This window comes from Ruegeria sp. BHSC043 (assembly GCF_059612985.1).
Window position 1 is genome coordinate 876,975 of record NZ_JBXWRS010000001.1, and the last position, 25,452, is coordinate 902,426.

Here is a 25,452-nt window from a genome sequence, read left to right on the forward strand (position 1 = left end):
GCATTCTTAGGTTTCCTTTATCAATCTTTAATCCCACACTGTTAACACCTGCCCTTGAATGGTCTGAAACGTGGCCCCATATCCATGTTAAGGACATAAACATTGGTCCAAAGGGACGTGATACATGGCAAATTACAAAAACCTCCCCGTGCCCACGCCTGAAGGCGGGCTGAACCGGTATCTGCAGGAGATTCGCAAATTTCCGCTGCTCGAGCCGGAAGAGGAGTACATGCTGGCCAAGCGTTGGGTCGAAGAGCAGGACACCGAAGCGGCGCACAAGATGGTGACGTCGCATCTGCGGCTGGCCGCCAAGATCGCCATGGGCTATCGCGGCTATGGGCTGCCCCAAGCCGAGGTGATTTCCGAGGCCAATGTAGGCCTGATGCAGGCCGTGAAACGGTTTGACCCGGAAAAGGGCTTCCGCCTGGCGACCTATGCCATGTGGTGGATCCGCGCCTCGATCCAGGAATACATCCTGCGGTCGTGGTCGCTGGTTAAACTGGGCACCACGTCAGCGCAGAAAAAGCTGTTCTTCAATCTGCGCAAAGCCAAGGCACGCATCGGTGCGTTGGAAGACGGCGACCTGCATCCCGACAACGTCAAGCAGATCGCCAACGATCTGGGCGTGACCGAAGAGGAGGTCATTAGCATGAACCGCCGCATGTCCGGCGGGGATGCCTCGTTGAACGCCACGGTCGGCTCCGAGGGCGAAGGCACCATGCAGTGGCAGGACTGGCTGGAAGACGAAGATGCCGACCAGGCCGGCGATTATGAGGCCCGCGAAGAGCTTGAGGTTCGGCGTGAGTTGCTGGCCGAGGCGCTCGAGGTGCTGAACGACCGCGAAAAGGACATCCTGACCCAGCGGCGGTTGATGGATCAGCCCGTCACGCTGGAAGAGCTGAGCTCGCAATACAATGTCAGCCGCGAGCGCATTCGCCAGATCGAGGTGCGCGCCTTTGAAAAGCTGCAGAAAAAGATGCGGGAACTGGCGCGGGAAAAGGGGATGCTGACCCCGGCCTGATGCGCCACGACCGACCTGAACAGCCGGCCTGGATCGCTCCGGGCCGGTTTTTTCGTGCCGCTACTCCAGCTGTTGGCGGAATACCCGTACCATGTTTTCGCCCATGACCTTGCGGATCTGCGTTTCGGTCAGGCCTTCGTCCAGCAAGGCCGAGGTCAGCGCCGCCAGTTCCGACGTGTCGAACGCGGTCTCGACCGAGCCGTCATAGTCGGACCCGAGCGCCACATGATCTTCGCCCACCGTTTGGATGGCAGCCTTGATCATTTTCGCGATGCCCGTCGGGGTGATGTCGCCGCAGGTGACATCGGCCCAGTATCCCATCCCGATGACACCGCCGGTCGCCGCGATTTCCTTCATCAGGTCGTCGGGATAGTTGCGCTTGACCGGGCAGAACCCGTGCAGGCCGCCATGGCTGACGATCAGCGGCTCGTCTGTCATGGCCAGCACGTCGTGCGCCACTTGCGGGCTGGAATGGGCCAGGTCGATCACAACCGGGCGTTTGGCCAGTTCGGCCACCACCTGCCGTCCGAATTCGGTCAAGCCCGTGTTCCCGGTGCCGTGCAGCGAGCCGCCCAGTTCGTTGTCAAAGAAATGCTGCAGCCCGAACACCCTGTGGCCGGCATCGAATATCGGCTCGAGATTGGCCAGATCGCCCTCCAGCGGATGGGCGCCTTCGATTCCCAGAATGCCGCCCACGACCTTTTCGCCGCGCGCCCGGGCGTCCAGAACGGCCTCGAGATCCGCGCGGGTCTTGATAACCTTGAGGTGCCCGTCCGAGGCGGCCTCGAACCGATGCAATTTCTCGGCCTGATAAATAGCGCGTTCCTTAAGGCTGTCCCAGGTACGCAGCGGCCACAGCTGGCCGATGGCCAACAGCGTGATGTTGTCGAATGCCTCGGCCGAGTTTGCCTCGTAGTTCTGCCCGGCCGGTGACTTGGTCACGGCGGTGAACACCTGCAGGGCCACGTTGCCTTCGATCAGCCGGGGAATATCCACCTGGCCGCGGGTTCCGCGCTCGGTCAGGTCGCGGCTCCACAACAGCGGATCGGCATGCAGGTCGCCCACGAGCAGGGTTTCGTGCAGGGCCGCGGCGGTGTCGGACACCGGATATGGGTCGTGGTTGATCACGTTGTTGCGCGCGCCTTCGACATAGGCCGGCACGAAACCAAAGAACACCACGGCTCCGAGGACAAGCGCGGCCACCACAAGGCCGGCCAGCCATTTCAGTAGTCTCTTCACGTTTTTCCTCCCCAAGCGTTTCCGGCAGCTTATGGGCGAAAACTGATGAGAAAAGCCTGACTTGGCGTCGCTTGGCTGATACAGAGGTCGCAACGGATGTTGGCGCAAACATTTCAGCGCCCAACGTGGTCAAATACGGAGGACACCATGCACAAGCCGGTTCAATGGGGCATTCTGGGGGCGGCGAAATTCGCGCGCCAATTCATGGGGCCGGCGATCCATGCGGCTTCGGGCGCGCGACTGGCCGCCCTGGCGACCTCGGATCCGGCCAAGGCCGAGCCGTTTCAGGACTTCTGCCCGGACCTGAAGGTCTTTGACGACTATGGCGCGCTGCTGGCCTCGCCCAAAATCGAGGCGGTCTACATTCCGCTTCCGAACCACCTGCATGTGGAATGGAGCCTTAAGGCGCTGGAGGCTGGCAAGCACGTTCTGTGTGAAAAGCCGATGACCATGCGCGCCGAGGAGTTCGACGCCCTCATCCAAAAGCGCGACCAGACCGGGCTGCTGGCGGCCGAGGCCTATATGATCGTGCACCACCCTCAGTGGCAGCATGTGCGCAACCTGATCGCCGATGGCGCCATCGGTGATCTGGTGCATGTCACGGGCGCATTCAGCTTCGACAACCGCGCCGACACCGGCAATATCCGCAACCGCGCCGAAACCGGCGGCGGCGGGCTGCGCGACATCGGCGTCTATGTCATCGGGTCGGCCCGTTTTGCGACGGGGCGGGAACCGGACACCGTGCAATCGGCCATCCGTTGGGAGGATGGCATCGACGCGTTCACGGAAATACGCGCGCAGTTTCCGGGCTTTACTTATTCGGCCTATGTCTCGATCCGCATGCACCCGCATCAGGAAATGGTCTTTCACGGGGAACGCGGCCTGATCCGCCTGACCGCGCCGTTCAACGCGCGGGTGTTTGGCGAGGCTCGGGTCGAACTGCATCGCCCGGGTTTGGAAGTTCTTGTGACGCGTTTCCCAGCCGACGATCACTACAAGCTGCAGGTCGAGGCGTTTTGCCGAACCATTCGCGCGGGGGACGAATACCCGTGTCCGCTGGAATTCTCGCGCGGGACGCAAGCGATGATCGACCGGGTGCTCGATGGCGCGACATCGCTCTGACTTGCGTGATGTACCACTGCGCGCCTAGACTGGCCGGCGGCTGAAACGGAGGAGACCATGGCCGGAGGCTGGGCGCGTGACGGCGCGGTAAGCGAACAGATCGAAGCGTCGATTTCCGACGAGCTGGCCCGGATGCAGGCGCGCAAACGCCCCGTGGGCGACAGCCTGACCCATTGCGCGGAATGCGAGGAACCGATCCCGGAAAAACGGCGTCAGGCCATCCCGGGCGTCAAGCTGTGCCTAGACTGCCAGCAGGAGCACGACGGCGCCTACAAAGCCCGCGGCGGTATCAACCGGCGCGGGTCCAAGGACAGCCAGCTGAAATAGGGTTGCCCCGACCAGATCAGCGAACCCGGCCGTTCCAACGCGTTCGCCTCCAGCGTATCAACAGCCGCACATCCATTGCGGCGACCATGATCCCCAGCGGAATCATCCAGAACCCCACCACTGGCAGGAATCCGAAAAATCCGCCGATGATCAGCAGGACGCCCACGACGAAGCGCAACCCGCGCGGAACCTTCTGGCGAATGCGGGCCAGAACCGGGCGCAGCTGCGCCTTCAGCGCGGCCCAGCGCCCGGTCTTGGGTGTCACTCTTCCATCGCCTCCAACTCGTCGATGAAGCCCGAGATCATCGACAGGCCCTTGCCCCAAAATTTCGGGTCGCTGGCATCCAGGCCGAACGGGGCCAATAGCTCTTTGTGGTGCTTGGAGCCGCCCGCGCGCAGCATCTCGAAATACTTGTCTTCGAACCCCTCCGCGCCGCTTTCGTACACCGAGTACAGCGCGTTCACCAACCCGTCACCGAAGGCATAGGCATAGACATAGAAGGGCGAGTGAACAAAGTGCGGGATATAGGCCCAGAAGGTTTCGTACCCATCCATGAATTCAAACGCCGGGCCAAGGCTTTCAGCCTGAACGCTCATCCACAGGGTGTTGATGTCGTCCGGCGTCAGTTCGCCCTCGCGGCGGGCGGCGTGCAGCTTGCATTCAAAGTCGTAGAAGGCGATCTGGCGGATCACCGTGTTGATCATGTCCTCGACCTTGCCGGCCAACAGAACCTTGCGCTGCTCGGGCGTTTCGGCCTGATCCAGCATTTTGCGGAAGGTCAGCATCTCGCCGAAGACGCTGGCGGTCTCGGCCAGGGTCAGGGGGGTCGAGGACAGCATCTCGCCCTGACCGGCGGCCAGCACCTGATGCACGCCGTGGCCCAACTCGTGTGCAAGCGTCATCACGTCGCGCGGTTTGCCCAGATAGTTGAGCATCACATAGGGGTGCACATCGGTCACGGTGGGGTGCGCGAAGGCACCCGGGGCCTTGCCCGGTTTCACCGCAGCGTCGATCCAGCCTTTCGAAAAGAACGGCGCCGCAATCTCGGCCATTCGGGAATCGAAGGCGGCATAGGCCTCCATCACCGTCTTCTCGGCGTCTTCCCACGACACGGTGCGGGTGTCTTCCATCGGCAGCGGCGCGTTGCGGTCCCAGACCTGCATCACATCCAGCCCCAGCCATTTGCGCTTGAGCTCGTAATAGCGGTGGCTGAGCTTAGGATAGGCGGCCACGACCGCCTCGCGCAAAGCTTCGACCACCTCGGGTTCGACATCGTTCGCCAGGTGCCGCGCGGTCTGCGGGGTTGGCATCTTGCGCCAGCGGTCGATGATTTCCTTTTCCTTGGTCTGGGTGTTGTGGACCCTGGCAAAGGTCTTGATGTTGTCCTGAAACACACGGGCCAGTTCGCGAGCCGCCGCCTTGCGCTTGGACCGGTCCTGTTCGGTCAGCAGATTCAGGGTGCCCTCGATGTTCAGCTCTTCGCCATCCACGGTAAAGGTCAGCCCGGCAATGGTTTCGTCGAACAGCCGTTCCCACGCGTCGCCGACCACCCCCAGATCATGCAGGAATTTCTCCAACTCGTCCGAAAGTTGATAGGGCTTCATCGCGCGGATGCGGCGGAAGACGGGCTCGTACCGGGCCAGGTCCGCGTTGGCCTTGAAATGAGCGGCCAGTACGTCGTCGTCGATGCGGTTTATCTCGAGCGTGAAGAACACCAGAGGCGTGGTGAACAGCGTAACCTTTTCCTGCATGTCCGAAAGGAACTTGGCGCGCTCGGCATCCGTGGTCAGCTGGTAATAGCGCAGCCCGGCAAAGGACATGATCCGCCCGGCGACGGCGTTGATCTTTTCGTTGCGCTTCACGCAGGTCAGAAGGCCCTGAGCGTCCAGATCAGCCAGCTTGCCTTCGTAATCGGCGGCAAAACCCGCGCACTCCTGTTCCAGCCACTCAAGATCGCGGGTCAGTTCCGGCGCGTCCTGTCCCTTGTAAAGATCGTCCAGGTTCCACTCCGGCAGGTTGCCAAGGTTGTCGGCGCCGCCACCGGCATTTGCGTCTCGGACGGGGAAGGGAAGCTCGTGCATGAAACACCTCGATTGTCTGCGTTGGACCACATCTAGGCGCAGGGCGCGCGGATCACAAGCAGCCGAGGCGTCAGCGCGTCATCGCAAGATCGGATAACTGCCCGTTGGCGGCGGCCGAGAAATGCGCGGCCATCTCTTCGAATACGGGGCCGCGGACCTCGGGCGGTTCCATCATCACCTCGTGTTCGCCGTCGGGGATTTCGACCAGCCGGCCGCTGGGCCAATTCGTCATCCGCGCCCGGATCGCCTTGCGGTCCACGATCTGCTCGTGGGTGCCAAGATAGGTCAGGCAGGGAATGTCCGGCGCGGTCTGCGCCACAAGCCATTCACATTCGTCCAGCGCCTCGCGCAGCCATATGGTGGACGGGGCGCCCAAGGCCAGTTCGGGGTGCGCTTTCAACTGATCCTGCATCATCCGGTACATCCCGGGGTCGCGGGTCAGAACGTTGCCCTCGAACGGCTGGGTCAGCACATAGCTGTCCAGCGATGTCGTGGGCGGCGTGCGTTCGCCCAACCCGAATCGCGGCCCCCAATAGGCGGTCAGGCGGCTGAGTGGCTTCATGAGGGGGGTGAAGAAAATGCCCCACATCGGGCCGGTGAAAGCGCAAGAGGCAAACCGGCCGGTCTCCAGAACCGCGCGCAACCCGATCGCGCCGCCCATCGAATGGCCGATCACGTGCCAGGGTTTCGGCAGGCCCAGGTGCTCGGCCAGTTTCAGCGTTTCGCGCACGTCCTGCTGATAGTCGGTGAACTTGTCCACATGTCCGATGCGCGGATCTTCCAGCAACCTGTCGGCCAGGCCCTGTCCGCGCCAGTCCACGGCCAGTACGGCAAAGCCGCGCCGCACGAACTCGCCCGCCGCATTGCCATATTTTTCAATGTATTCGGTGCGGCCGGGAAAGATCATCACCGTCCCGGTCGCCTCACCCTCGGGGCGCCAGTGGCCCCCGCGGATGCGCGTGCCGTCGCTGGTGGTCAACCAATGCGCGGCGCCGCCGACGGGACCGCCGGCCACGTCTTCAAAGAAAGGGGCCGGCGACAGTTCCATCAGGCCAGTACCGAGGCAAGTTTCATGGCAATTCCCATGTCGCCATCGACGCTCAGCTTGCCGGCCATGAACGCACCGGTGGGGTTCAACTCGCCGTTGAGGATCTGTTCAAACGTTTCCGCGTCGGCGCTCAGGGTGACTTCAGCGTCCTCGTCGCTGACCCGCGCGCCATTCGCGTCCAGCACGATCGAGCCCAGGTCGGCAATGGCGAATTTCGCCGACGAATCGAATTCGCCCCCCGACAGTTTTTCGTTCAGCGCGGCTGCCGCTTTTTCAAGAGTGTCGCTCATGGTCTTCCTCATTTGTTGGTGCGCCGTGAATGGACATCCGCGGTCGCAACGCTACACTGGACATTGTTATGAGCATTGCAATCAACAATCTCAAAGGTACCGTTGCGGCATTTGCGGTCCTAGTCACGTTTTCCACCACTGCGTGGGGACAGCAGGCCGATCTGCGCGACGAGGCGGAACTGCTGCGGCAACTGGCCGAGGCGACGCCGCAACAGGCCATTGGCCTGGATCGGCAGTTGCAGGCGCTGTGGTCGCAATCCGGCTCGGCCTCGGCGGATCTGCTGCTGGAACGGGGGCGCGATGCGATGGAACAGGGGAACATCGACGCTGCCCTGGATCACCTGACAGCGCTGACCGACCACGCGCCCGATTTTGCCGAGGGCTGGCATGCGCGGGCCTCGGTCTTTTTCGGGCTGGAACGGTTCGGCATGGCGGCGGCGGATCTTGAACATGCCCTGACCCTGAACCCGAACAATTACCAGGCCATTTACGGTCTGGGCCTGATCTTCGAGGTTCTGGGTCAGCCCGACCGGGCCTATGAGGCTTATTCGCGCGCGCTGGCTATACATCCCCATCACGAAGAAGTAACCAATGCCGTGAGTCGGCTGAAACCGCAAATCGCGGGCAAGGCGCTTTAAGGTCCGGGCAGGGGGCAAAGGTGAACGGGGCATCCCGAATCGTGGCCGTACTTGGCCCGACCAACACAGGCAAAACCCACTATGCGATCGAACGCATGCTGGGGCACCGGACCGGTGTCATCGGCCTGCCGCTGCGGCTGCTTGCGCGCGAGGTCTATGACAAGATCGTCGCCATCCGCGGCCCCTCGGTGGTGGCTCTTGTGACGGGTGAAGAACGCATCGTGCCGCCGCGCACGCAATACTGGGTCTGCACGGTTGAGGCGATGCCCGAGGGGATGGGCACCGATTTCGTGGCCATCGACGAAATACAACTGTGCGCCGACCCCGAGCGCGGTCATGTCTTTACCGACCGGCTGCTGCGGATGCGCGGCACGCACGAGACGCTGTTTCTGGGTGCCGACACGATGCGCGGCCCGATCGCGGCGCTGGTTCCGCAGGCGCAGTTCGTCCGGCGCGAGCGGATGTCGCAACTGGTTTACACCGGGTCCAAAAAAATCAGCCGCATGCCCCCGCGCAGCGCCATCGTCGGGTTCTCGGTCGAGAACGTCTATGCCATTGCCGAGCTTCTGCGGCGGCAAAAGGGTGGGGCGGCTGTGGTCATGGGCGCGCTCAGCCCGCGTACGCGGAATGCGCAGGTCGATCTGTACCAGAATGGCGAGGTCGACTATCTGGTAGCCACCGACGCCATCGGGATGGGGCTGAACCTGGATGTGAACCATGTGGCGTTTTCGTCCCTGTCCAAATTCGATGGCCGGCGTATGCGGCCGCTGGCTCCGAACGAACTGGCCCAGATCGCCGGGCGCGCCGGGCGCGGCATGTCGGATGGCACCTTCGGCGTGACGGGCGAGGCATCGCCGCTGGACGAGGGCGTGGCACAGGCCATCATGGACAGCCGGTTCACGCCGATCAAAAAGCTGAACTGGCGGAATGCCGCCTTGCGGTTCGGGTCGGTCGAGGCGCTGATCGACTCGCTCGAGGCTAGCCCGGACAACGAACACTTGGTCAAAGCCCGGCCCGCCGACGATTTGAACGCGCTGAAATCGCTGGCCCAGGTGCCCGAGGTTGCGGCCCGTGCCAGTGACGGCCCGTCGATCCGCCTGTTGTGGGATGTCTGCCGAATCCCCGATTTTCGCGGCATCAGCCATGCCGAACATGCCAGCCTGCTCGAATCGATTTTTGGGCATCTGCACGAACGCGGTACGATCCCCGTGGATTTCCTGGCGCGCCAGATCCGCCGGATCGACCGAACCGACGGCGATATTGATGCGTTGTCCAAAAGGTTGGCGTATATTCGCACCTGGACATATGTTGCGCAACGAAACGGCTGGGTGCGCGACGAATCCCATTGGCGCGCGGAAACCCGCGCTGTAGAAGACAGGGTGTCGGACGCTTTGCATGAACGTCTGACGCAAAGATTTGTGGACCGGCGTACATCTGTTCTGCTGCGCCGGCTCAAACAGAAGGAGGCCCTTTTGGCCGAAGTGAATGACAAGGGTGAAGTGACCGTCGAAGGCGAATTCGTCGGTCGTCTGGAAGGGTTCCGGTTCATCCCGGACAAAAGCGCGCAGGGCACCGAGGCGAAAGCGCTTAAATCGGCCTCGCTGCAAGCACTCGCGCCGCAATTCCATCTGCGTGCCGATCGCTTCTACAACGCGCCCGATACCGAAATTGATTTTACCGAACAGGGTGGCCTGATGTGGGGCGAATATGCCGTCGGCAAGCTGGTTGCCGGGGCCGAGCCGCTCAAGCCGATGGTCGAGGTGTTCGTGGACGAGGCCGCAGGGCCGGAGGTCGAACAGAAGGTTCAGCGCCGCCTGCAGCACTTCATCGACCGCAAGATCGCGACCCTGTTCGAACCCCTGCTGAACCTGTCGCGCGACGAAGAGCTGACGGGCCTAGCCCGGGGCTTTGCCTTCCGCATGGTCGAGGCGTTGGGCATCCTGCCGCGCGCCGGTGTCGCCCAAGAAGTTAAGGATCTGGACCAGGACGCCCGCGGCGCGCTGCGCAAACACGGCATCCGGTTCGGTCAGTTCACCATCTTCATGCCGCTGTTGTTGAAGCCTGCCCCGACGCGTCTGCGTCTGGTGTTGTGGGCCTTGGCCAACGGCCTGCAGGAGTTTCCCGAAGCGCCGCCCCCGGGCCTCGTGACAGTCCCCGTCGCCAAGGATGCGCCCGAGGGCTATGACACCATGTGCGGGTACCGCAACGCGGGCGAGCGCGCCATCCGCATCGACATGCTGGAGCGCTTGGCCGACATGCTGCGGGCAGAAGACAGTCGTGGCGGGTTCGAGGCCAAGCCCGACATGTTGTCGATCACCGGCATGACGCTGGAGCAATTTGCCGACCTGATGCAGGGGCTGGGCTACAAGGCCGAACGCGGCGAACGCGTCAAGGTCCGGCCAGCGATGGCCGAGCCTCAGCTGACGGATGAATCCGACGCGCAGCCGGCAGAGACCGGACCCGAAGCTTCTGATGCCCCGGTGGATGCGGCAGGCGAACCCGCCGAGCCGTCAGCCGAGGCCACCGAAAGCGCCGAGGCCCCGGCCGCCGAACCGGCATCGGACGAGCCCGAGATCGAGGTGTTCTATACCTTCACTTGGGGCCGTCAGCGGCAAGGCAATCGCGGCCCGCGCCGGGATGCACAGCAGCCGCGCGGCAAGGGCAAGCCGGGCGGTAAGCCGCGCGAAGGCCGTGGCAAGCCGCAAGGGGGCAAGGGGGGCAAGCCGCAAGGGGCCAAGACCTTCTCGTCGCGCCCACCGAAAAAGGAAAAGGCCATCGACCCCGACAACCCCTTCGCCGCGGCGCTGATGGGCCTGAAGGAAGGCAACTGATCCGCCATGGCAGAGGCGCTGGCCAAGCTGCGGATCGACAAGTGGCTGTGGCATGCTCGGTTCTTCAAGACCCGCAGCCTGGCCGCCAGACAGGTCAGCGCTGGCCATGTGCGCATAAACGGAGACCGGGCCCAGAAGCCGGCGCAGACCGTCGGGCCCGGGGATGTCCTGACCTTTGCGCAGGGGCGAGTGGTCCGGGTCGTCCGCGTCGAATTCCTGGGCGAGCGTCGCGGCCCCGCGTCCGAGGCGCAGACGCTGTACACCGATCTGATGCCCGCGCAGAACGCTCTGCCGGGAAATCCGGGTTTCGAGGGAAAAGGTCGTCCGACCAAGAAGGAACGGCGTGCGCTTGATCTTTCTCGCACCCCAAGGGGGTGATCTTCTCTTGAAGACCGGTGCGGGTTGAATTAGCTAGTCGCCGAAACCGATATGGGAATTCGACCATGACCTATGTTGTCACCGAGAACTGCATTGCCTGCAAATACACCGACTGCGTCGAGGTTTGTCCGGTCGATTGCTTCTACGAGGGTGAGAACACGCTGGTCATCCATCCCGACGAGTGCATCGACTGCGGTGTGTGCGAGCCGGAATGCCCTGCTGACGCGATCCGCCCCGATACCGAGCCGGGCATGGAAGAGTGGGTCGAATTCAACCGGAAATACGCCGAGATCTGGCCGGTGATCGTGTCGAAGAAGGATCCGCTGCCCGATGCCGAGAAGCACGACGGCGAAGAGGGCAAGATGGAGAAGTATTTCTCGGAAGCCCCGGGCGAAGGCGGCTAAGCGATTCGGCCGTCGCAATCGCGGCTTTCAGGTCATCAAAGCTCTGAAAAACCTCGATATCTTGCCTGTCGCTGTTAGGCCGGCTTCCAGATGTCGTATTTTTGTGATATGATCAAACTCAGAAATCGACCGAGATGGGGATGACTCCGTAAGTATGTTCGCTTTGGAGTGCTGAAATCAATAAAGCCGGCAACCCGACGGGGGTCATTACAGACCCCGGTTCGGCTTTTGCCGTCTGTTCCCGCTCTGAAACCAAGGAAGCAAGTGCATGTCAAAATCGAAGAAGCTCGAGTTTCGCCCGAACGATTTTGTTGTCTACCCGGCCCATGGGGTTGGGAAGATCATATCGATCGAAGAACAGGAAGTTGCGGGATTCAAGCTGGAACTATTCGTGATCTCGTTCGAAAAGGACAAGATGACACTGCGGGTGCCGACCAACAAGGCCACCGAGTCGGGGCTGCGGTCGCTGAGCTCGCCGGACGTGATCAGCCAGGCCATGAAGACCCTGAAGGGCAAGGCCAAAGTCAAACGGGCCATGTGGTCGCGCCGGGCACAAGAATATGAACAGAAAATCAATTCCGGAGACCTGATCTCGATCGCCGAAGTGGTCCGTGACCTGCATCGCACCGACGAACAACGCGAGCAGAGCTACTCCGAGCGTCAGCTGTACGAGGCCGCGCTTGACCGGCTGACCCGAGAAGTCGCGGCTGTCTCGGGGTCCGACGAGATTGCCGCTGCCAAGCAGGTTGACGAAGCCTTGACCTCGCGCGCAGCCTGATCCGATGTGATCCGACAGATTTGACCGCCCCGGTTACGGGGCGGTTTTTTCATGGGCGCGCCTTGGTCGGGCGACCGGTTGCGGGTTAGGTTTTCGGGGATGGTACTGATCGAGAGGCGGTGATGAAACAAACGGTTAGGGCACTGTATGTCGGTCGCGCGGCGGTTTCGGTGTGGTTTCGGTATTTCCTCATCTTATTCGATTTCGCCTCGATCGTGTTCTTCGTTTCCACGGCCAACATACCCCACGGGCCGGCGCTGATCGCGGTCAGCTGGGGCGTGGGGCTGATCATCCTGCTGGATTTCCTGGCCCGATTGTGGATCGCCAAGGATCGCCGGAAACTGTTGTTCAAGATCTACACGATGGCCGATCTGGTGGTGATCGTGTCGATCGTCCTCGATCCGTTTCTGACCGGCAGCCTGGCCTTCCTGAGGGTTCTGCGGGCGCTGCGGCTGATCCATTCCTACCATCTGCTGCGGGATCTGCGGAGAGACAGCACGTTTTTTCGCACGCATGAAGATGCGGTGATTGCGGCGGTGAACCTTTTGGTCTTCGTGTTTGCAACGTCAACCGCCGTTTTGGTGTTCTTCATTCCATCCAGCAGCGAAACTCCCTATATCGACGCGCTGTATTTCACGATGGCTACTCTGACCACCACGGGGTTCGGAGACATCACCCTGCCCACGCCGGGCGGCAAGCTGTTTTCGGTGTTCATCATGGTCGTCGGGGTGGCGCTGTTCGTGCGCCTGGCGCAGGCCGTCTTCATGCCGCAAAAGGTCCGATATAAATGCAGCAGCTGCGGATTGTTCCGGCATGACCCGGATGCGGTGCACTGCAAGCATTGCGGCGCAACCTTGCGGATCGAAACAGGTGGCGTGACCTAGGCCGCAGCGGCCAGGACCAGAAGAAACACGATCTCGGACACTTGCTGGGTGGCGCCCAGGATGTCGCCGGTCTGGCCACCGATCTTTGCCTTGGCAATTGCAGCGACCGTCATCACCGCCAGGCCCGCGCACACCGTCGCGGCAATCGCGGGCCAGCCCGCCAGGGCCATGCCCAGAAAGCAGGCCAGAACCAACCCCGCGATCACCGCCGAGCCCGGAGGCGTTCCGACCTGATGGCTCAACCCCGCGCCGCGCGCATTGGGCAGCCCCGCCATCAACGGCGGCATCATCGCGCGCGAGACCACCGCCGCTGCCACGAGGCACGCAAGCCCTCCGCCGGTCAGAAGGGCGACGATCGCGGCCACCCGCATTAACTGTGAAAAAACCAACGCCAACACACCGAACGTGCCGATGTGGCTGTCCTTCATGATCTCGAGCCGCCGCTCGACCGAATAGCCGCCCCACAGCCCATCAGCGGTGTCGGCCAGCCCGTCTTCGTGCATGGCGCCGGTCACGATGGTCAGGGTTGCGGCGATCAGGGAGGCCGTGCACCAGGGCGGCAGACCGGCACCCGACGCCACCCAGCCGACCAGACCGGCCAGCAGGCCAACGACCAGTCCCGCGAGGGGAAAGGCCCAGACCGCGTGCGCCTGACGGGCGAAAACCTCGTCCGGCAGCCGGGGCAGGGGCAACCGCGTCAGAAGTACCAGCGCCAGCGGTATGTCCCGGGGCGAAAACAGCCGTGTGTCGTTTTTGTGCACCTGCGCGCCTTTCAAGGGGTTGTTGGAGCCTCGCGTTCGTTTAAACACGCAGGACGACTGTGATGCAACGAGGCTTTGAATGCTGCCCGAACTCGATGATCTGAATACTTTCCGGGATGCTTTGCGTACTGCGCCCGGTCCGGACGGGGACGCGCTGCGGGGCGCTTCCGACCGCAACGGCCAATTGACCAAGCCGCCGGGAGCCCTGGGTCGGCTCGAGGAACTGGCGATCTGGTATGCTGGCTGGCGCGGCGACGCGCAGCCGCGGATCGAGGCGCCGCAGGTGATCGTGTTTGCCGGCAATCACGGGGTGACAGCGCAGGGGGTTTCGGCCTTTCCGCCCGAAGTCACCGCGCAGATGGTCCTGAATTTCGAACATGGCGGCGCCGCAATCAACCAACTGGCCAAGGCGGCCGGGGCCAGGATGACGGTGCAGGCGCTGGATCTCGATCGACCGACGGCGGATTTCACGCAAGGCCCGGCCATGACCGAGGCCGAGCTTCTGGACGCGTTGCGTACGGGGTGGCGGGCGGTCGACCCCGATGCAGACCTGCTTGTGGTCGGCGAAATGGGCATCGGCAATACGACCCCGGCGGCGGCGATAGCCTGTGCCCTGTTCGGCGGAGAGGCCGCCGACTGGACCGGGCGTGGCACCGGTGTGGACGATGCCGGGCTTGCCAACAAGACGCGCGTCGTGGCCGAAGGTGTCGCACTGCACGGGGCCTCGGGTGATGGGCTCGAGATCCTGCGCTGCCTGGGTGGGCGGGAACTTGCGGCCATGGCCGGGGCGATCGCGGCGGCACGGGTGTTACGGATACCTGTCATTCTGGATGGGTTCATCTGCACGGCGGCCGCCGCCTGCCTGGATCGTGTGGCGCCCGGCGCGCTGGATCACGCGTTGGCCGGCCATCAAAGCGCCGAGGGCGCCCACGCCGCCATGCTGGCAAAGCTGGACAAGGCCCCCTTGCTGAACCTCGGGCTGCGGCTGGGCGAAGGGTCGGGTGGCGCGCTGGCGATCAACATCCTGAAAAGCGCCGTTGCCTGCCATTCGGGCATGGCCACCTTTGCCGAGGCCGGCGTGTCGGAAGGATGACGCCCATCTGATCCGGCCCCGCGCCGGATCAGGCGGATTTCTTTTCCTTCTTCTCGGCCAGTTCCAGCAGCGCGGTTTCCAGGTCCTTCTCCAATTCGCGCGCCTTTTCGATGTATTTCTTGTTCTCGGCCGTCGGCTGGCCGGGAACCCACAGCTCGGCCAATTCGCGGATTGCCTGCCGGTCGTGGTGATAGAATGTCTGTTGGGCCTGCGCGGCTTCGTATTCGCTCAGCCCGATATTTTCCAGCACATAGCGGCCCGCCCGAAGCGAACTGTCGAACAGCTCGCGGACGATATCATCGGCGCCGGCCTGGTAGAGTTCGTACACATGGGTGCGGTCATGAGCGCGCGCGACGATGTGCAGATCGGGGCGCTGCCGCCGGGCATAGGCAACCAGCCGGGTCACTTCTTTGGGGTTGTCCATCGCGGCCACCAGGACTGAGGCCTTTTCCAGCCCCGCCGCCCGCAGCAGTTCGGGCCGCGTCGGGTCGCCCAGAAACCCCTTGACGCCAAAGCGCCGCATCAACTGGATGGTCTCGATGTTGTGGTCCAGAACCACCGTCTTGAACCCGCTGGCGCGGACCAGGCGATTGACGATCTGGCCGAACCGGCCGATCCCGGCGATGATGACGGGCCCCTGTTCGTCGATGTCCTCGGGTTCGACCTGAGGGGCCCGGTCGCGGATGCGGCGCGACAGGACATCATACAGGATGAACAACAGCGGCGTGATCAGCATCGTCAGCGCGATGATCATCAACAGCTTTTGTCCAAGGGCAGGCGGGATCACGCTCTGCTTGGTCGAAAAAGCCAATAGCACGAAGCCGAATTCGCCCGCCTGTGCCAGGCCCAATGTGAAAAGCCAATGATCGCGCCCACGCAGATTGAAGGCGCGCCCGACGATGTAGAGGATGATGCCCTTGATCAGGATCACCAGCAGCGCCAGCCCGATCAGGTCGAAGGGATCGTTGAAGAAATACCCTACGTCAATGCCAGCCCCGACGGTGATGAAGAAAAGACCCAGCAGCAACCCCTTGAACGGCTCCAGATCGCTTTCCATTTCGTGCCGGAACTCGGAACTGGCCAGGACGACGCCCGCCAGAAAGGCCCCCAGCGCCGGCGACAGGCCCACCAGCGTCATCAGGAACGAGATCCCGACCACGATCATCAGGGCCAGCGCCGTATACATCTCGCGCAAGCGGGTCGCGTGGATGAACCGGAACAGGGGGCGGGTCAGGTAGACGCCGACCAGGATCACGACCGCGATCGCGCCCAATGTCACCAGCGTCACCGCCCAGCCGGGCAGGCCGTCGACCAGCGACAGCGCATGGTTCGCGTCGCCGTGCCCGTCGCCACCGCGCGTGATCGAGCCATCATCCTCGATGAAGATGCTGGCCGGCATGGCCAGCAGCGGTAGAAACGCCAGGATCGGGATCACCGCGATGTCCTGCGTCAATAGAACCGAGAACGTCGCCCGGCCACCATTGGTGCGCATCAACCCCTTTTCGGACAAAGTCTGAAGCACAATCGCCGTCGAAGACAGCGACAGGGTCAGCCCAACCGCCAGGGCGACCGTCCACGGTTGCCCGGTATAATAGGTCACGGCCGCGATGGCCGCGGTCGAGATTGAAATCTGCAACCCGCCCAGCCCCAGCAGCTTGTGCCGCATGTCCCACAGCGCGCGCGGTTCCAGTTCAAGCCCGATCAGGAATAGCATCATGACCACGCCGAATTCGGCCACATGCTGCAGGTCTTTGGTTTCCGCCCCCACCAAGCCCAGAATCGGCCCGATGGCAAGGCCGGCGGCGAGGTAGCCCAGAACCGACCCCAGCCCCAACCGCGCCGACAGGGGCACGGCGATCACCGCCGCCGCCAGATAGATCGAGGCCTGGTACAGAAATTCGTTCATCTCGTTCCTTTCGGGGCCGTCAAGTGGGTAGCGGGGCGTCGCGCTTGAGCTGATCCATCACGATTTGGCTTTGCACGCGGGCCACGGCAGGATGCGGCAGGATCACCTCGTGCAGCAAGGCGTTGAGCGCGGAAAGATCCGCACAATAGACGTGCAGCAGGTAATCCGCCTCGCCGGTCATCGTCCAGGCGCTGGTGATCTCGGGGCGGGAATTGACCATGCGGGCAAAGCTGGCCGATTGCTCGGGGCCGTGGGTGCCCAGATGCACCTGGATGAACCCCTGCACGTGCAGACCCAGCTTCAGCGGGTCCAGCTTGGCCGCGTAGCCGGTGATATACCCCTCGGCCTCAAGCCGCTGACGACGGCGGCCCGCCTGGCTGGGCGACAGGTTCAGCAACTCGCCCAACTGATGGGCCGTCAGATGGGCATCCTTTTGCAGGGCCGCCAGCAGGCGTGTGTCGATTGCATCCAGCATGTGCGAGTTTTTTTCAATCTTTATTATTTTCGCGCGAATTTCACGCATCAATTAGAAGTTTACATGAAAAATATGCGCAAAAACAGTGTGAAAAAATGCGTATTCTTGAATCAGCAAAGAAATTCCTTTCGTCGAGGAGACACGCCATGGGTCCTTTTCCCCACAATGCCCCGAAATCCGTCGTCAGCGCAGAAAACCCCGCCGGGACCGACGGATTTGAGTTCGTCGAATTCGCCCATCCCGAGCCGCAGGAGTTGCGCGATCTTTTCGCGAAAATGGGTTTTGAAATGGTTGCCCGCCACAAGGATAAGCCTGCAATCGAGCTGTGGCAGCAGGGCGACATCACCTATATCTTGAACGCCGATCCAGACAGTTTTGCCGCGAAATTCGTGGCCGAGCACGGGCCCTGCGCCCCGTCGATGGGGTGGCGCGTGGTCGATGCACAAAAGGCCTATGAACACGCGGTGTCAAAAGGGGCCGAACCCTATGATGGCGCCGACAAGACCATGGACGTGCCCGCGATCAAGGGCATCGGTGGATCGCTGATCTATTTTATCGACCAATATTACGAGACCTCGCCCTACAACGAGGAATTCGAGTGGCTGAAGCAGTCCAAGCCGCGCGGCGTGGGCTTCTATTACCTCGATCACCTGACCCACAATGTCTACAAGGGCAACATGGACAAGTGGTTCAAGTTCTACGGCGACCTGTTCAACTTCAAGGAAATCCGCTTCTTCGACATCCAGGGCAAGTATACCGGCCTCTACAGCCGCGCGCTGACCTCGCCCTGTGGCCGAATCCGCATCCCGATCAACGAGGACCGCGGCGAGACCGGCCAGATCGTGTCCTACCTGAAGAAATACAAAGGCGAGGGCATCCAGCACATCGCCGTCGGCACCGAGAACATCTATGACTCGACCGATGCGATCGCCAAGCGGGGGCTGAAGTTCATGCCCGGCCCCAACGATGCCTACTACCAGATGTCCTTCGACCGCGTGAAGGGCCATGACGAGCCGGTGGACCGGATGAAGAAGCACGGCATCCTGATCGACGGAGAAGGGGTCGTTGATGGTGGCGAGACCAAGATCCTGTTGCAGATCTTCTCGAAAACCGTGATCGGGCCGATCTTCTTCGAGTTCATCCAGCGCAAGGGCGACGATGGCTTCGGCGAGGGCAACTTCAAGGCACTGTTCGAATCGATCGAGCGCGAACAGATCGAGTCCGGTGAAATCGACGCCGCCTGATTTTCGGCGATAGGCCTTTCGGAACCCGCTGAGGGTTCCGGACTTCTCGGTGTCTCATCCCTTGGGCATTGTCAGGGTCAGGTTGCGCCCCTGCTTCTGATAACGAAGCTCGCTGTCACCGATCGCAACGACCTTGCCGCCGTCGATCCGGTCGCCGATCTTCAGCTTCTTGTACCGGCCGCTGGGCAGCCGGACCAGGGCGCGGCGGTTGGCCGGGGTGCCATAGACCCCGATCAGGTTCAGTCGTCTGAGGTTGATCGCGTTGTCCATCGTCGCCTGCCGGGCAACCGATGCGGTGCTGGGGATCTTTGGCGCCACGGATTTTGGCTGGAACGACCCCGCGTCGTCATCCGATTCCTCCACCGCAGCGACCGAGCCCAGCGTGGCGCCGCCGGTCTTTTGCCGTTGGGCGGCCAGTGCGGCAACCGTCGATGGGCGCACCCGTGGGCGCGGGACCCGGACCACCGCCTGTGCGGTGGGGGTTTGATCTGTCTGCGCCCTGTCTTGGACGGACTTGGGGCGGGCTTTCGGGCGTATGCCGGCCAGTTCGGTCAATGACCGCCCCCCAAGCTGTTCACGCTCGAACCTGTCGATCAGATCGGCCGGGCGCGTCTTGGGGCGAAGGCCGGCCAGCCGTTCGTCGGCCTGGGTGACCGTCGGGTCGGTTTCGAATCGAACGGGCACCGCCGGCGGCACCCGCGCTGGCCGTCCCAGATACACCATGACGCCGTCCTGGTTCAGCGTCCCCTCGGGGGTCGGCGTCACCAACCCGCGCGCGTCCAGCGCGAACCGCGTGCCCGGCGCCGCGGGAGCGCTGACCTGATCGACCGGTGCGTCGGATGCAAAACTCAGGACATCGGGCAGTGCAATCGCATCCTGTGACAGGTCGGTCGAGTCGATGGATGCAAGATAGAGTTCGTCCGGGTCCTCCAGTGGCGGTGTCGGCGGGGCCTCTGGCGCAACGATGGTCAGGCCGGTGACCTCTTGGAACACCTCCTGACTTTCGGGGTCGCGCTGGACCTGTTCGACCGGCGATGGCGCGACCGTCAGCGCATCCAGAACGGCGGCGTCGATCGGGTCCGGCCCGGGTGTGGGTGCGTCCGGGGTTTCAACCGGCGCCGAGACCAGATCGGCCAGGGCCTCGGGGTCGGTTTCGGAAGGAACAGGCGGCAATTCAACGGGCGCGCGTTCGGGTCCCGTGGTCGCCGCCTGCTCGAGGGAAGGCGGAGCCGGCTCCTCAGGCGTGGTCACGGGCGCAGTGGTCCGAGGAACCTGATCTTCGGGTTGGTCCAGTACGGGGGCCTCGGCAACCACAGGCGCGGGGGGGGCAGGGCTCGGGGCAGGGGTGTCATCCGAGCGGTTCAGAATGCCAAATGCCACACCGGCCAGTACTGCAACGACGGCCACCGGCACCGCACGGCGCAGGCGACGGTCGTTCCACAAGGTGCGTGCCGAGTGTCCGTCCAAGGTGTTCTGCGGGCGAAACGTCGCCGCGCCGTGCGGTTCAGCAACGGGGTGGACTGCGACCGAGGGCTCTGCGGCGGTCACTTCGGGCGAGGGTGCCGGTGCCGGCTCGGTCGGTTCAGTGCCCTCTGGGCGCGCGGGCAGGTCGGTTGCAATCGGCGCGGTTGCCGCCGTCGTATTGCCAGGTGCTCCGTCGAAACGAAACTCGAAGGATCCGGGCCAGGACTCACCCTGCGGAGGGGCCGCAAAACACAGGGGCACGAACCCGTATTGAACGGTAAATCTTCGCGCCTCGTCCAGAGTTTCGCGGGCGATTGCGGCCACTTGCAGAACACCGTCCCGACGCTGAGAATCATGGAGCAGCTCGTTCGCCGCATAGGGCGTCGCCGCGGCCAGTTCGGCCTCGATCCGCGCGGTCGGATCGCCCAAACCGGCGTCATCGGCTGGAATCCCAAGATAGCGGACATGCTCGGCCGGGATCACGACGATGCAGCTTAGGTCGTTGGCCAGCGCAAAGGCCTGTTTGCGCAGTTCGGTCAGGTTCTCGGAAAAATCCGGATCGTCCAGCGTAACGGATCCGATCTCGAACCATTCGCCATCGGACTGGTGCAGAAGCGTGATGCCGTTTTCCGAAAGGGACAACGCGAAGGCGGGTATCATGATCCGAAGATGCCGTAATTGCCAGAACCAAAGCAAACGCCCATGCGTTCGCCCAACGAGGTTAAAGCAGGAACCCGCCGAGGGAAAGGCAAAGCCGGATTCTCCCCTTGCTCGGCAAGGGTCTGCCGGCCCATTGTCCGAGACAGGAAACCGGAGGGATCACCTTGAAGACATTTGCTTTTTTGGCGGCAATGCTGGCGGCGACCGCGGCCGGCGCCGCCCATGCGGAAGAACGTCGCATCCGTGTGTCCGCGACCGGAACGGCCGAGGCCGCGCCCGACATGGCCACCATCATGCTGGGGGTCACGAACGAAGACAGGGCGGCCTCGGCCGCAATGCGCGCGACCTCCGCCGCCGTCACGAAGGTTCTGGCCCGGCTGGACGACATGGGCATCGCGCCGCGTGACGTGCAGACGCGCGACCTGTCGGTTTCGCCGGTCTGGAGCGGGCGGGGCTATTCGGGCGACGGCACCCCACGGATCACCGGCTTCGTGGCCTCGAACCGGGTGGTTGTGCGGGTGCGCGACTTGGGCGCGTTGGGCGCGATTCTGGATGGGGTCATGGAAGATGGTGCAAATGATTTCGGCGGCCTGAGCTTTGGCCTGCAGGAGCCCGAGCCGCTGGAGGCCGAAGCGCGGGCCAAGGCCGTGGCTGACGCCATCGAGAAAGCCCGGCAACTGGCGCAGGCCGGCGGCGTTACCCTGGGGCCGGTTCACTCGATCGACGAGCAGAGCGGCGGCCTGCGGCCGGTGATGCAGATGCGCGAGATGGCCATGGCCGATTCGGGCGGGGTCCCGGTCGCCGGTGGCGAGGTTTCGGTTTCGGTCACCGTGTCGATGGAGTTCGACATTTCCGACTGACGTCAGCTTTCGCTGCGGGCCATCAGTGGTTTCCGCTGTTGGCCCGAGGCATCGAAATTCTCAGGTGACAACCAGGTTTCGAACGCCTGCCGGATGCGTGGCCAGTCCGTATCGATGATCGAAAACCACGCCGTGTCGCGGTTGCGCCCCTTGTAATGGGTGGCCTGCCGAAATTCGCCTTCGAAGACAAAACCCAGCCGTTCGGCGGCCCGGCGCGACGGGGCATTCAGCGCATCGCATTTCCATTCGTACCTGCGATAGCCCAGTTCATCGAAGACGCGGCGCATCATCAGAAACATCGTTTCGGTTGCGACCGGCGTGCGCTGCATCAGCGGCGAGAAATGGATGTGCCCCACCTCGATTGCGCCGGCATTGCGGTCGATACGCAGGTAGGATGCCATCCCGACGGGCTGTCCGCCTTGGTCCAGAACCGTGTGGAACAGCGGATCGTCCCCCGTGCAGGTCTGCGCCAGCCAGGCGGCGAACCCCGCTTGCGAGTCGAACGGGCCGTAGGGCAGGTAGGTCCAGTTGCGCCCGTCGGTATCGGCGGCAAACGCCCGGAACAGGCCGGGCGCATGCGCATTCGCATCAAAGGGCACCACGCGGCAAAACCGCCCCTGCATGGGCGCGCTCGGTGGGGCCGGGCGGGGGAACTCCCCCGCAACCGGCAGGCCCACGGGCTGGCCCAATGCGTTGATCCGGTGCCCCGGCATTTCGGACTAGGCGCAAGCCTTGGATAGTGCCTGATCGAGATCGGCGATCAGGTCATCGGCATCCTCGATCCCGATCGACACCCGCACCACGTTCGGCCCGGCACCGGCGGCCTCTTGCTGTTCGGGGGTCAACTGCCGGTGCGTGGTCGAGGCCGAATGGATGATCAGCGACCGCGCATCGCCCAAGTTGGCGACGTGGCTGAAGATCTCGAGCGCGTTCACCAGCTTGACGCACGCGTCATAACCGCCCTTGACCGCAAAGGTGAACAGGGCCCCGGCGCCCTTGGGGTAATATTTCTTGACTCGCTCGTAATAGGGCGACGAGGGCAGGCCCGCATAGGTCACATAGTCCACGCGGTCGTCTTTCTCGAGCCACGCGGCGATCTTTTCGGCGTTTTCGACATGGCGCTGCATGCGCAGGCTCAGCGTCTCGATCCCCATCAGCGTGTAATGCGCAGCCTGCGGGTTCATCGTCATGCCTAGGTCGCGCAGGCCCACGGCTATACCGTGGAAGGTGAAGGCCAGTGGGCCGAAAGTTTCGTGGAATTTGAGGCCGTGATAGGCGGGCTCCGGCGCGCTGAGCGAGGGAAACTTGTCGCTGGCCGACCAGTCGAACTTGCCCGAATCCACGATGCAGCCGCCGGTGACCGTGCCATTGCCGGTCAGGTACTTGGTGGTCGAATGCACGACCAGCGTGGCGCCATGCTCGATCGGGCGGCACAGATAGGGCGTGGCCGAGGTGTTGTCGACGATCAGCGGAATGCCGGCGGCGTCGGCCACATCGGCCAGCGCACGGATGTCGGTGACATAGCCGCCCGGGTTTGCGATGGATTCGCAGAACACCGCGCGGGTGTTGTCATCGATGGCGGCCTTCACAGCATCCAGATCATCGGTATCAACGAACTTGGCCGACCAGCCAAAGCGCTTGATGGTCTGGCTGAACTGCGTGACCGTTCCACCATACAGCCGGGTCGAGGCGACCACGTTGCAACCCGGCCCCATCAGCGGGAACAGAGCCATGATCTGCGCCGCGTGACCCGAAGAACAGCACACTGCGCCAACGCCACCTTCCAGCGTCGCCACCCGCTCTTGCAGAACTGCCACCGTGGGGTTGGTCAGGCGCGAGTAGATATAGCCGACCTCTTGCAGGTTGAACAAAGCGGCCGCGTGATCGGCATCGCGGAACACATAGGCCGTGGTCTGATAGATCGGGGTCTGGCGCGCGCCAGTCGCCGGATCGGGGCGGGCGCCCGCGTGAATTTGCAGCGTATCAAAACCATAGGTGGGGCCGTCGGACATACGTCACTCTCCTGTTGGGTATATGCGTTGCAGAATCTCTAGGCGATTGCCGGGCCCGGCACAATGTCTGCGTCAGCGCAGCCACAGCCCCTTGTTCTTGATGATCTTGCGGATGGCCTGCTCGCGCTGGGGCAGGTTGTCCCGGTCGAACATGGCGCGGATCTTGGCGCCCTTGCCCTGATACACCAGCCGTTTCAGCGGATCGTAGTTCTTGAGCACCTTCTTGACCTTATTGGGCGCGGCAACAGTTTCCAGCACCTCGACCACCCGGTCGCTTTCGCGTGCGTAAAGCAGCGGGAACAGGCGATAGTGGCAGCTGACCGAGCCATCCAGCAGGCCCGCGGGCAGTACATCGCGCCCGCCGCCAAGCGCGTGGATGACCAGCGGCAGAGCCGCCTGGTCCAGCCACGGGTCCAGGTTCTGGCCGGTCAGGGCGGGGATCTCTTCATCCCGGATGGTGCGCGCATAGTCCAGAAACCGCGTGCCGAATTGCCGGGGGCATTTGTAGAAGAAATAGCCCGCATTGAAATACAGATACCGCCGCCAGTATTCCGCCGGTTGGGTAGGGTCGATCGAGCTTTGGAAATCCAGCCCGAACCGGTCATAGAGCGCCCGCCAGATGCCATCGAACCCCGGCCCGTACAGGGTCGGCTTGGGCCAGGTGCCCTCGACCTTCTGCGACGCACCGGGCCGGTCGAAATCGAACGGCACGGCGGCCAGGTCGCCTGTAATCAGCGTGTCGGTGTCGAAGAACACGAACGGCTCACCCTCGGGCAGGGCGGCCAGCGCCTCGATCTTGTTGCCGTAGGGATAGCTTTCGCCGAACACCTCGGACGAAAAGGGCAGGATCTCGGCATCGAGCTGTTTCAGCGCCTTCAGAACATCCTCGTTGCGGATGCTTGGGTCCTGGCTCCAGCGCGGGCCGGGTTGCGGAACGCCTACGAACAGGCGGCCCGAATATCCGGGCGCGGAGTGGCGCAGTGAGGCGGCGAACAGGACGGCTTCGTATTGCAGGCGGTTGTTCTGCCCGATGATCAGGATGTTGAATTTCTGCCGGTCTGCCTGCATCTGCGCCTTCCGTTCAGGGCGCTTGCCCGCCCCTTGCCGTTGGTTTCGACCTACAGCATCGCTGAACCTGCGTCAAAACCGTTGACGCCGCGTGTTTGAAATCGGGCCCGGCACGCCCATGTTGATGGAGGAGATCAGACAGGAGCGCGACATGCGGATCAATGCGGATTTCACCCAGCGGGTGGCGGTTCACTTCGACCAGACCGAGTGGGTGGCCTCGCCCGCCGCCGGGGTCGAGCGCAAGATGCTGGACCGGATCGGCGACGAGGTGGCGCGCGCCACCACCATCGTGCGCTTTGCGCCCGGCAGCGCTTTTGCCGCCCACACCCATGACGGGGGCGAGGAATACCTGGTTCTGGACGGCGTTTTTCAGGACGAGACCGGAGATTTCCCGGTGGGCAGCTATGTCCGCAACCCGCCGACCTCGTCGCATACGCCATCGGCCAGCCAAGGCGCGACGATCCTGGTCAAACTGCATCAATTCGACCCAAACGACCGCACCACCGTGCGCCGCTCGATCAACGGTGCGGACCAAGTGCCGCTGTTCAAGGACGACCACGAAACGGTTGAAGTGCGCAGTTGGCCGCCCGATCAGGTCGTGCCGATTGACGCGCCCGGCGGGGCTGAGGTCTTCGTGATCGACGGCGGCTTCACCGAACAAGGCGAGGAATTCGCGCGATGGGACTGGCTGCGTCTGCCGCCCGGAACGCGCACTGAATTGCGGGCAGGTCCGGATGGCGCCCGCGTCTGGATGAAGTCAGGGCACCTGTCCGTCATGGTCTGAGGCCGGTTTCGCCTGAAAAACGGGCAAATGCCACCAAAGAACCGGGTCATTCGGCCCGGTTTTCGCTTTTTTGACCATTTGGC

General features: G+C 63.1%; 25 protein-coding genes. 13 read left to right on the forward strand and 12 right to left on the reverse strand.

Features of this window, described 5'->3' with window-relative positions; genetic code table 11:
• Positions 1-124: 124 nt before the first annotated feature.
• On the forward strand, positions 125-1,021 hold the full coding sequence (gene rpoH, locus AC2FMM_RS04315; RefSeq protein WP_496679608.1) for an RNA polymerase sigma factor RpoH: 897 nt from the start codon (positions 125-127) through the stop codon (positions 1,019-1,021).
• A gap of 60 nt (positions 1,022-1,081) precedes the next feature.
• Here rpoH and AC2FMM_RS04320 read toward each other — a convergent pair whose 3' ends face one another.
• Positions 1,082-2,260 (reverse strand): dipeptidase, encoded by a 1,179-nt coding sequence (locus AC2FMM_RS04320; protein ID WP_496795879.1) that lies wholly within the window; start codon positions 2,258-2,260, stop codon positions 1,082-1,084.
• 147 nt (positions 2,261-2,407) lie between these two features.
• Between AC2FMM_RS04320 and AC2FMM_RS04325 the strand changes: the two genes are divergently transcribed.
• A complete protein-coding gene (locus AC2FMM_RS04325; RefSeq protein WP_496795880.1) occupies positions 2,408-3,382 on the forward strand; it encodes a Gfo/Idh/MocA family protein in 975 nt (324 codons plus the stop codon).
• A 57-nt stretch (positions 3,383-3,439) separates the two neighbouring features.
• Positions 3,440-3,709, forward strand: coding sequence for a DksA/TraR family C4-type zinc finger protein (locus AC2FMM_RS04330; protein WP_496679614.1), 270 nt, complete (start codon positions 3,440-3,442; stop codon positions 3,707-3,709).
• A 16-nt stretch (positions 3,710-3,725) separates the two neighbouring features.
• On the opposite strand, the gene AC2FMM_RS04335 is transcribed toward AC2FMM_RS04330, so the two are convergent.
• The 4 genes from AC2FMM_RS04335 to AC2FMM_RS04350 all read right to left on the reverse strand — a co-directional run bounded on the left by AC2FMM_RS04335 (position 3,726) and on the right by AC2FMM_RS04350 (position 7,129).
• Positions 3,726-3,974 (reverse strand): hypothetical protein, encoded by a 249-nt coding sequence (locus AC2FMM_RS04335; protein ID WP_496795881.1) that lies wholly within the window; start codon positions 3,972-3,974, stop codon positions 3,726-3,728.
• Complete coding sequence (locus tag AC2FMM_RS04340) at positions 3,971-5,791, reverse strand: M3 family oligoendopeptidase (RefSeq protein WP_496795882.1); 1,821 nt, start codon at positions 5,789-5,791, stop codon at positions 3,971-3,973. Before AC2FMM_RS04340 ends, AC2FMM_RS04335 begins: the two co-directional genes overlap by 4 nt.
• Positions 5,792-5,861: 70 nt before the next feature.
• Entirely contained in the window at positions 5,862-6,839 is a 978-nt protein-coding gene (locus tag AC2FMM_RS04345) for an alpha/beta fold hydrolase (RefSeq protein WP_496795883.1), read from the reverse strand.
• Positions 6,839-7,129, reverse strand: a complete 291-nt coding sequence (locus tag AC2FMM_RS04350; RefSeq protein ID WP_496679625.1) for an SCP2 sterol-binding domain-containing protein — start codon at positions 7,127-7,129, stop codon at positions 6,839-6,841. The genes AC2FMM_RS04345 and AC2FMM_RS04350 overlap by 1 nt, the downstream gene beginning before the upstream one ends.
• Before the next feature lie 68 nt (positions 7,130-7,197).
• On the opposite strand from AC2FMM_RS04350, the gene AC2FMM_RS04355 reads away from it, so the two are divergent.
• From AC2FMM_RS04355 to AC2FMM_RS04380, 6 genes are all read left to right on the forward strand, one after another.
• A complete protein-coding gene (locus AC2FMM_RS04355; protein ID WP_496795884.1) occupies positions 7,198-7,767 on the forward strand; it encodes a tetratricopeptide repeat protein in 570 nt (189 codons plus the stop codon).
• Between the two features lie 20 nt (positions 7,768-7,787).
• The gene (locus tag AC2FMM_RS04360) at positions 7,788-10,598 is read left to right on the forward strand and encodes a helicase-related protein (protein WP_496795885.1); all 2,811 of its coding nucleotides are present in this window, start codon (positions 7,788-7,790) and stop codon (positions 10,596-10,598) included.
• Positions 10,599-10,604: 6 nt separating this feature from the next.
• Positions 10,605-10,976 (forward strand): RNA-binding S4 domain-containing protein, encoded by a 372-nt coding sequence (locus AC2FMM_RS04365; protein ID WP_496710892.1) that lies wholly within the window; start codon positions 10,605-10,607, stop codon positions 10,974-10,976.
• 65 nt (positions 10,977-11,041) lie between these two features.
• Positions 11,042-11,380 carry a ferredoxin FdxA gene (fdxA, locus tag AC2FMM_RS04370; RefSeq protein WP_149775806.1) on the forward strand — a complete coding sequence of 113 codons (339 nt, stop codon included), beginning with the start codon at positions 11,042-11,044 and terminating at the stop codon, positions 11,378-11,380.
• Between the two features lie 268 nt (positions 11,381-11,648).
• Positions 11,649-12,158, forward strand: coding sequence for a CarD family transcriptional regulator (locus AC2FMM_RS04375; RefSeq protein ID WP_149775807.1), 510 nt, complete (start codon positions 11,649-11,651; stop codon positions 12,156-12,158).
• Positions 12,159-12,280: 122 nt separating this feature from the next.
• Positions 12,281-13,042: an ion channel gene (locus AC2FMM_RS04380; protein ID WP_496795886.1), complete on the forward strand. Its 762-nt coding sequence runs from the start codon at positions 12,281-12,283 to the stop codon at positions 13,040-13,042.
• Here the strand turns inward: AC2FMM_RS04380 and cobS are convergent.
• Positions 13,039-13,803 carry an adenosylcobinamide-GDP ribazoletransferase gene (cobS, locus tag AC2FMM_RS04385; RefSeq protein ID WP_496679634.1) on the reverse strand — a complete coding sequence of 255 codons (765 nt, stop codon included), beginning with the start codon at positions 13,801-13,803 and terminating at the stop codon, positions 13,039-13,041. The two genes, AC2FMM_RS04380 and cobS, sit on opposite strands and share 4 nt — an antisense overlap.
• 79 nt (positions 13,804-13,882) lie before the next feature.
• On the opposite strand from cobS, the gene cobT reads away from it, so the two are divergent.
• Positions 13,883-14,896 carry a nicotinate-nucleotide--dimethylbenzimidazole phosphoribosyltransferase gene (gene cobT / locus AC2FMM_RS04390; RefSeq protein ID WP_496687091.1) on the forward strand — a complete coding sequence of 338 codons (1,014 nt, stop codon included), beginning with the start codon at positions 13,883-13,885 and terminating at the stop codon, positions 14,894-14,896.
• Positions 14,897-14,924: 28 nt separating this feature from the next.
• Here cobT and AC2FMM_RS04395 read toward each other — a convergent pair whose 3' ends face one another.
• Together AC2FMM_RS04395 and AC2FMM_RS04400 are read right to left on the reverse strand one after the other, a co-directional pair.
• A complete protein-coding gene (locus AC2FMM_RS04395; RefSeq protein WP_496679638.1) occupies positions 14,925-16,802 on the reverse strand; it encodes a monovalent cation:proton antiporter-2 (CPA2) family protein in 1,878 nt (625 codons plus the stop codon).
• Between the two features lie 19 nt (positions 16,803-16,821).
• Positions 16,822-17,277, reverse strand: coding sequence for an Lrp/AsnC family transcriptional regulator (locus tag AC2FMM_RS04400; RefSeq protein ID WP_496679641.1), 456 nt, complete (start codon positions 17,275-17,277; stop codon positions 16,822-16,824).
• Between the two features lie 146 nt (positions 17,278-17,423).
• Between AC2FMM_RS04400 and hppD the strand changes: the two genes are divergently transcribed.
• On the forward strand, positions 17,424-18,521 hold the full coding sequence (gene hppD / locus AC2FMM_RS04405; protein WP_496795887.1) for a 4-hydroxyphenylpyruvate dioxygenase: 1,098 nt from the start codon (positions 17,424-17,426) through the stop codon (positions 18,519-18,521).
• A 54-nt stretch (positions 18,522-18,575) separates the two neighbouring features.
• Here the strand turns inward: hppD and AC2FMM_RS04410 are convergent, their stop codons facing one another.
• On the reverse strand, positions 18,576-20,645 hold the full coding sequence (locus AC2FMM_RS04410; RefSeq protein ID WP_496795888.1) for a hypothetical protein: 2,070 nt from the start codon (positions 20,643-20,645) through the stop codon (positions 18,576-18,578).
• Between the two features lie 164 nt (positions 20,646-20,809).
• Here AC2FMM_RS04410 and AC2FMM_RS04415 point away from each other — a divergent pair, with 164 nt between their 5' ends.
• Positions 20,810-21,505 (forward strand): SIMPL domain-containing protein, encoded by a 696-nt coding sequence (locus tag AC2FMM_RS04415; RefSeq protein WP_496795036.1) that lies wholly within the window; start codon positions 20,810-20,812, stop codon positions 21,503-21,505.
• A 2-nt stretch (positions 21,506-21,507) separates the two neighbouring features.
• Here the strand turns inward: AC2FMM_RS04415 and AC2FMM_RS04420 are convergent, their stop codons facing one another.
• From AC2FMM_RS04420 to AC2FMM_RS04430, 3 genes are all read right to left on the reverse strand, one after another.
• Entirely contained in the window at positions 21,508-22,218 is a 711-nt protein-coding gene (locus AC2FMM_RS04420) for a GNAT family N-acetyltransferase (RefSeq protein WP_496795889.1), read from the reverse strand.
• A 6-nt stretch (positions 22,219-22,224) separates the two neighbouring features.
• Complete coding sequence (locus tag AC2FMM_RS04425; RefSeq protein WP_496795890.1) at positions 22,225-23,517, reverse strand: O-acetylhomoserine aminocarboxypropyltransferase/cysteine synthase family protein; 1,293 nt, start codon at positions 23,515-23,517, stop codon at positions 22,225-22,227.
• Between the two features lie 72 nt (positions 23,518-23,589).
• The gene (locus AC2FMM_RS04430; protein ID WP_496795891.1) at positions 23,590-24,585 is read right to left on the reverse strand and encodes a GT-B fold glycosyltransferase domain-containing protein; all 996 of its coding nucleotides are present in this window, start codon (positions 24,583-24,585) and stop codon (positions 23,590-23,592) included.
• Positions 24,586-24,736: 151 nt separating this feature from the next.
• Here AC2FMM_RS04430 and AC2FMM_RS04435 point away from each other — a divergent pair, with 151 nt between their 5' ends.
• Positions 24,737-25,369 (forward strand): cupin domain-containing protein, encoded by a 633-nt coding sequence (locus tag AC2FMM_RS04435; RefSeq protein WP_480634008.1) that lies wholly within the window; start codon positions 24,737-24,739, stop codon positions 25,367-25,369.
• The last annotated feature ends 83 nt before the right edge of the window (positions 25,370-25,452 follow it).

Excerpts from the sequence above, each read along its gene's own strand:
- AC2FMM_RS04345 (WP_496795883.1), bottom strand. The coding sequence starts at position 6,839 with ATGGAACTGTCGCCGGCCCCTTTCTTTGAAGACGTGGCCGGCGGTCCC.
- AC2FMM_RS04340 (WP_496795882.1), bottom strand. The coding sequence starts at position 5,791 with ATGCACGAGCTTCCCTTCCCCGTCCGAGACGCAAATGCCGGTGGCGGC.
- AC2FMM_RS04435 (WP_480634008.1), top strand. The coding sequence starts at position 24,737 with ATGCGGATCAATGCGGATTTCACCCAGCGGGTGGCGGTTCACTTCGAC.
- AC2FMM_RS04375 (WP_149775807.1), top strand. The coding sequence starts at position 11,649 with ATGTCAAAATCGAAGAAGCTCGAGTTTCGCCCGAACGATTTTGTTGTC.
- AC2FMM_RS04350 (WP_496679625.1), bottom strand. The coding sequence starts at position 7,129 with ATGAGCGACACTCTTGAAAAAGCGGCAGCCGCGCTGAACGAAAAACTG.
- AC2FMM_RS04380 (WP_496795886.1), top strand. The coding sequence starts at position 12,281 with ATGAAACAAACGGTTAGGGCACTGTATGTCGGTCGCGCGGCGGTTTCG.
- AC2FMM_RS04365 (WP_496710892.1), top strand. The coding sequence starts at position 10,605 with ATGGCAGAGGCGCTGGCCAAGCTGCGGATCGACAAGTGGCTGTGGCAT.
- AC2FMM_RS04355 (WP_496795884.1), top strand. The coding sequence starts at position 7,198 with ATGAGCATTGCAATCAACAATCTCAAAGGTACCGTTGCGGCATTTGCG.
- AC2FMM_RS04325 (WP_496795880.1), top strand. The coding sequence starts at position 2,408 with ATGCACAAGCCGGTTCAATGGGGCATTCTGGGGGCGGCGAAATTCGCG.
- AC2FMM_RS04425 (WP_496795890.1), bottom strand. The coding sequence starts at position 23,517 with ATGTCCGACGGCCCCACCTATGGTTTTGATACGCTGCAAATTCACGCG.
- AC2FMM_RS04410 (WP_496795888.1), bottom strand. The coding sequence starts at position 20,645 with ATGATACCCGCCTTCGCGTTGTCCCTTTCGGAAAACGGCATCACGCTT.
- AC2FMM_RS04400 (WP_496679641.1), bottom strand. The coding sequence starts at position 17,277 with ATGCTGGATGCAATCGACACACGCCTGCTGGCGGCCCTGCAAAAGGAT.
- hppD (WP_496795887.1), top strand. The coding sequence starts at position 17,424 with ATGGGTCCTTTTCCCCACAATGCCCCGAAATCCGTCGTCAGCGCAGAA.
- fdxA (WP_149775806.1), top strand. The coding sequence starts at position 11,042 with ATGACCTATGTTGTCACCGAGAACTGCATTGCCTGCAAATACACCGAC.
- cobT (WP_496687091.1), top strand. The coding sequence starts at position 13,883 with ATGCTGCCCGAACTCGATGATCTGAATACTTTCCGGGATGCTTTGCGT.
- AC2FMM_RS04420 (WP_496795889.1), bottom strand. The coding sequence starts at position 22,218 with ATGCCGGGGCACCGGATCAACGCATTGGGCCAGCCCGTGGGCCTGCCG.
- AC2FMM_RS04330 (WP_496679614.1), top strand. The coding sequence starts at position 3,440 with ATGGCCGGAGGCTGGGCGCGTGACGGCGCGGTAAGCGAACAGATCGAA.
- rpoH (WP_496679608.1), top strand. The coding sequence starts at position 125 with ATGGCAAATTACAAAAACCTCCCCGTGCCCACGCCTGAAGGCGGGCTG.
- AC2FMM_RS04430 (WP_496795891.1), bottom strand. The coding sequence starts at position 24,585 with ATGCAGGCAGACCGGCAGAAATTCAACATCCTGATCATCGGGCAGAAC.
- AC2FMM_RS04395 (WP_496679638.1), bottom strand. The coding sequence starts at position 16,802 with ATGAACGAATTTCTGTACCAGGCCTCGATCTATCTGGCGGCGGCGGTG.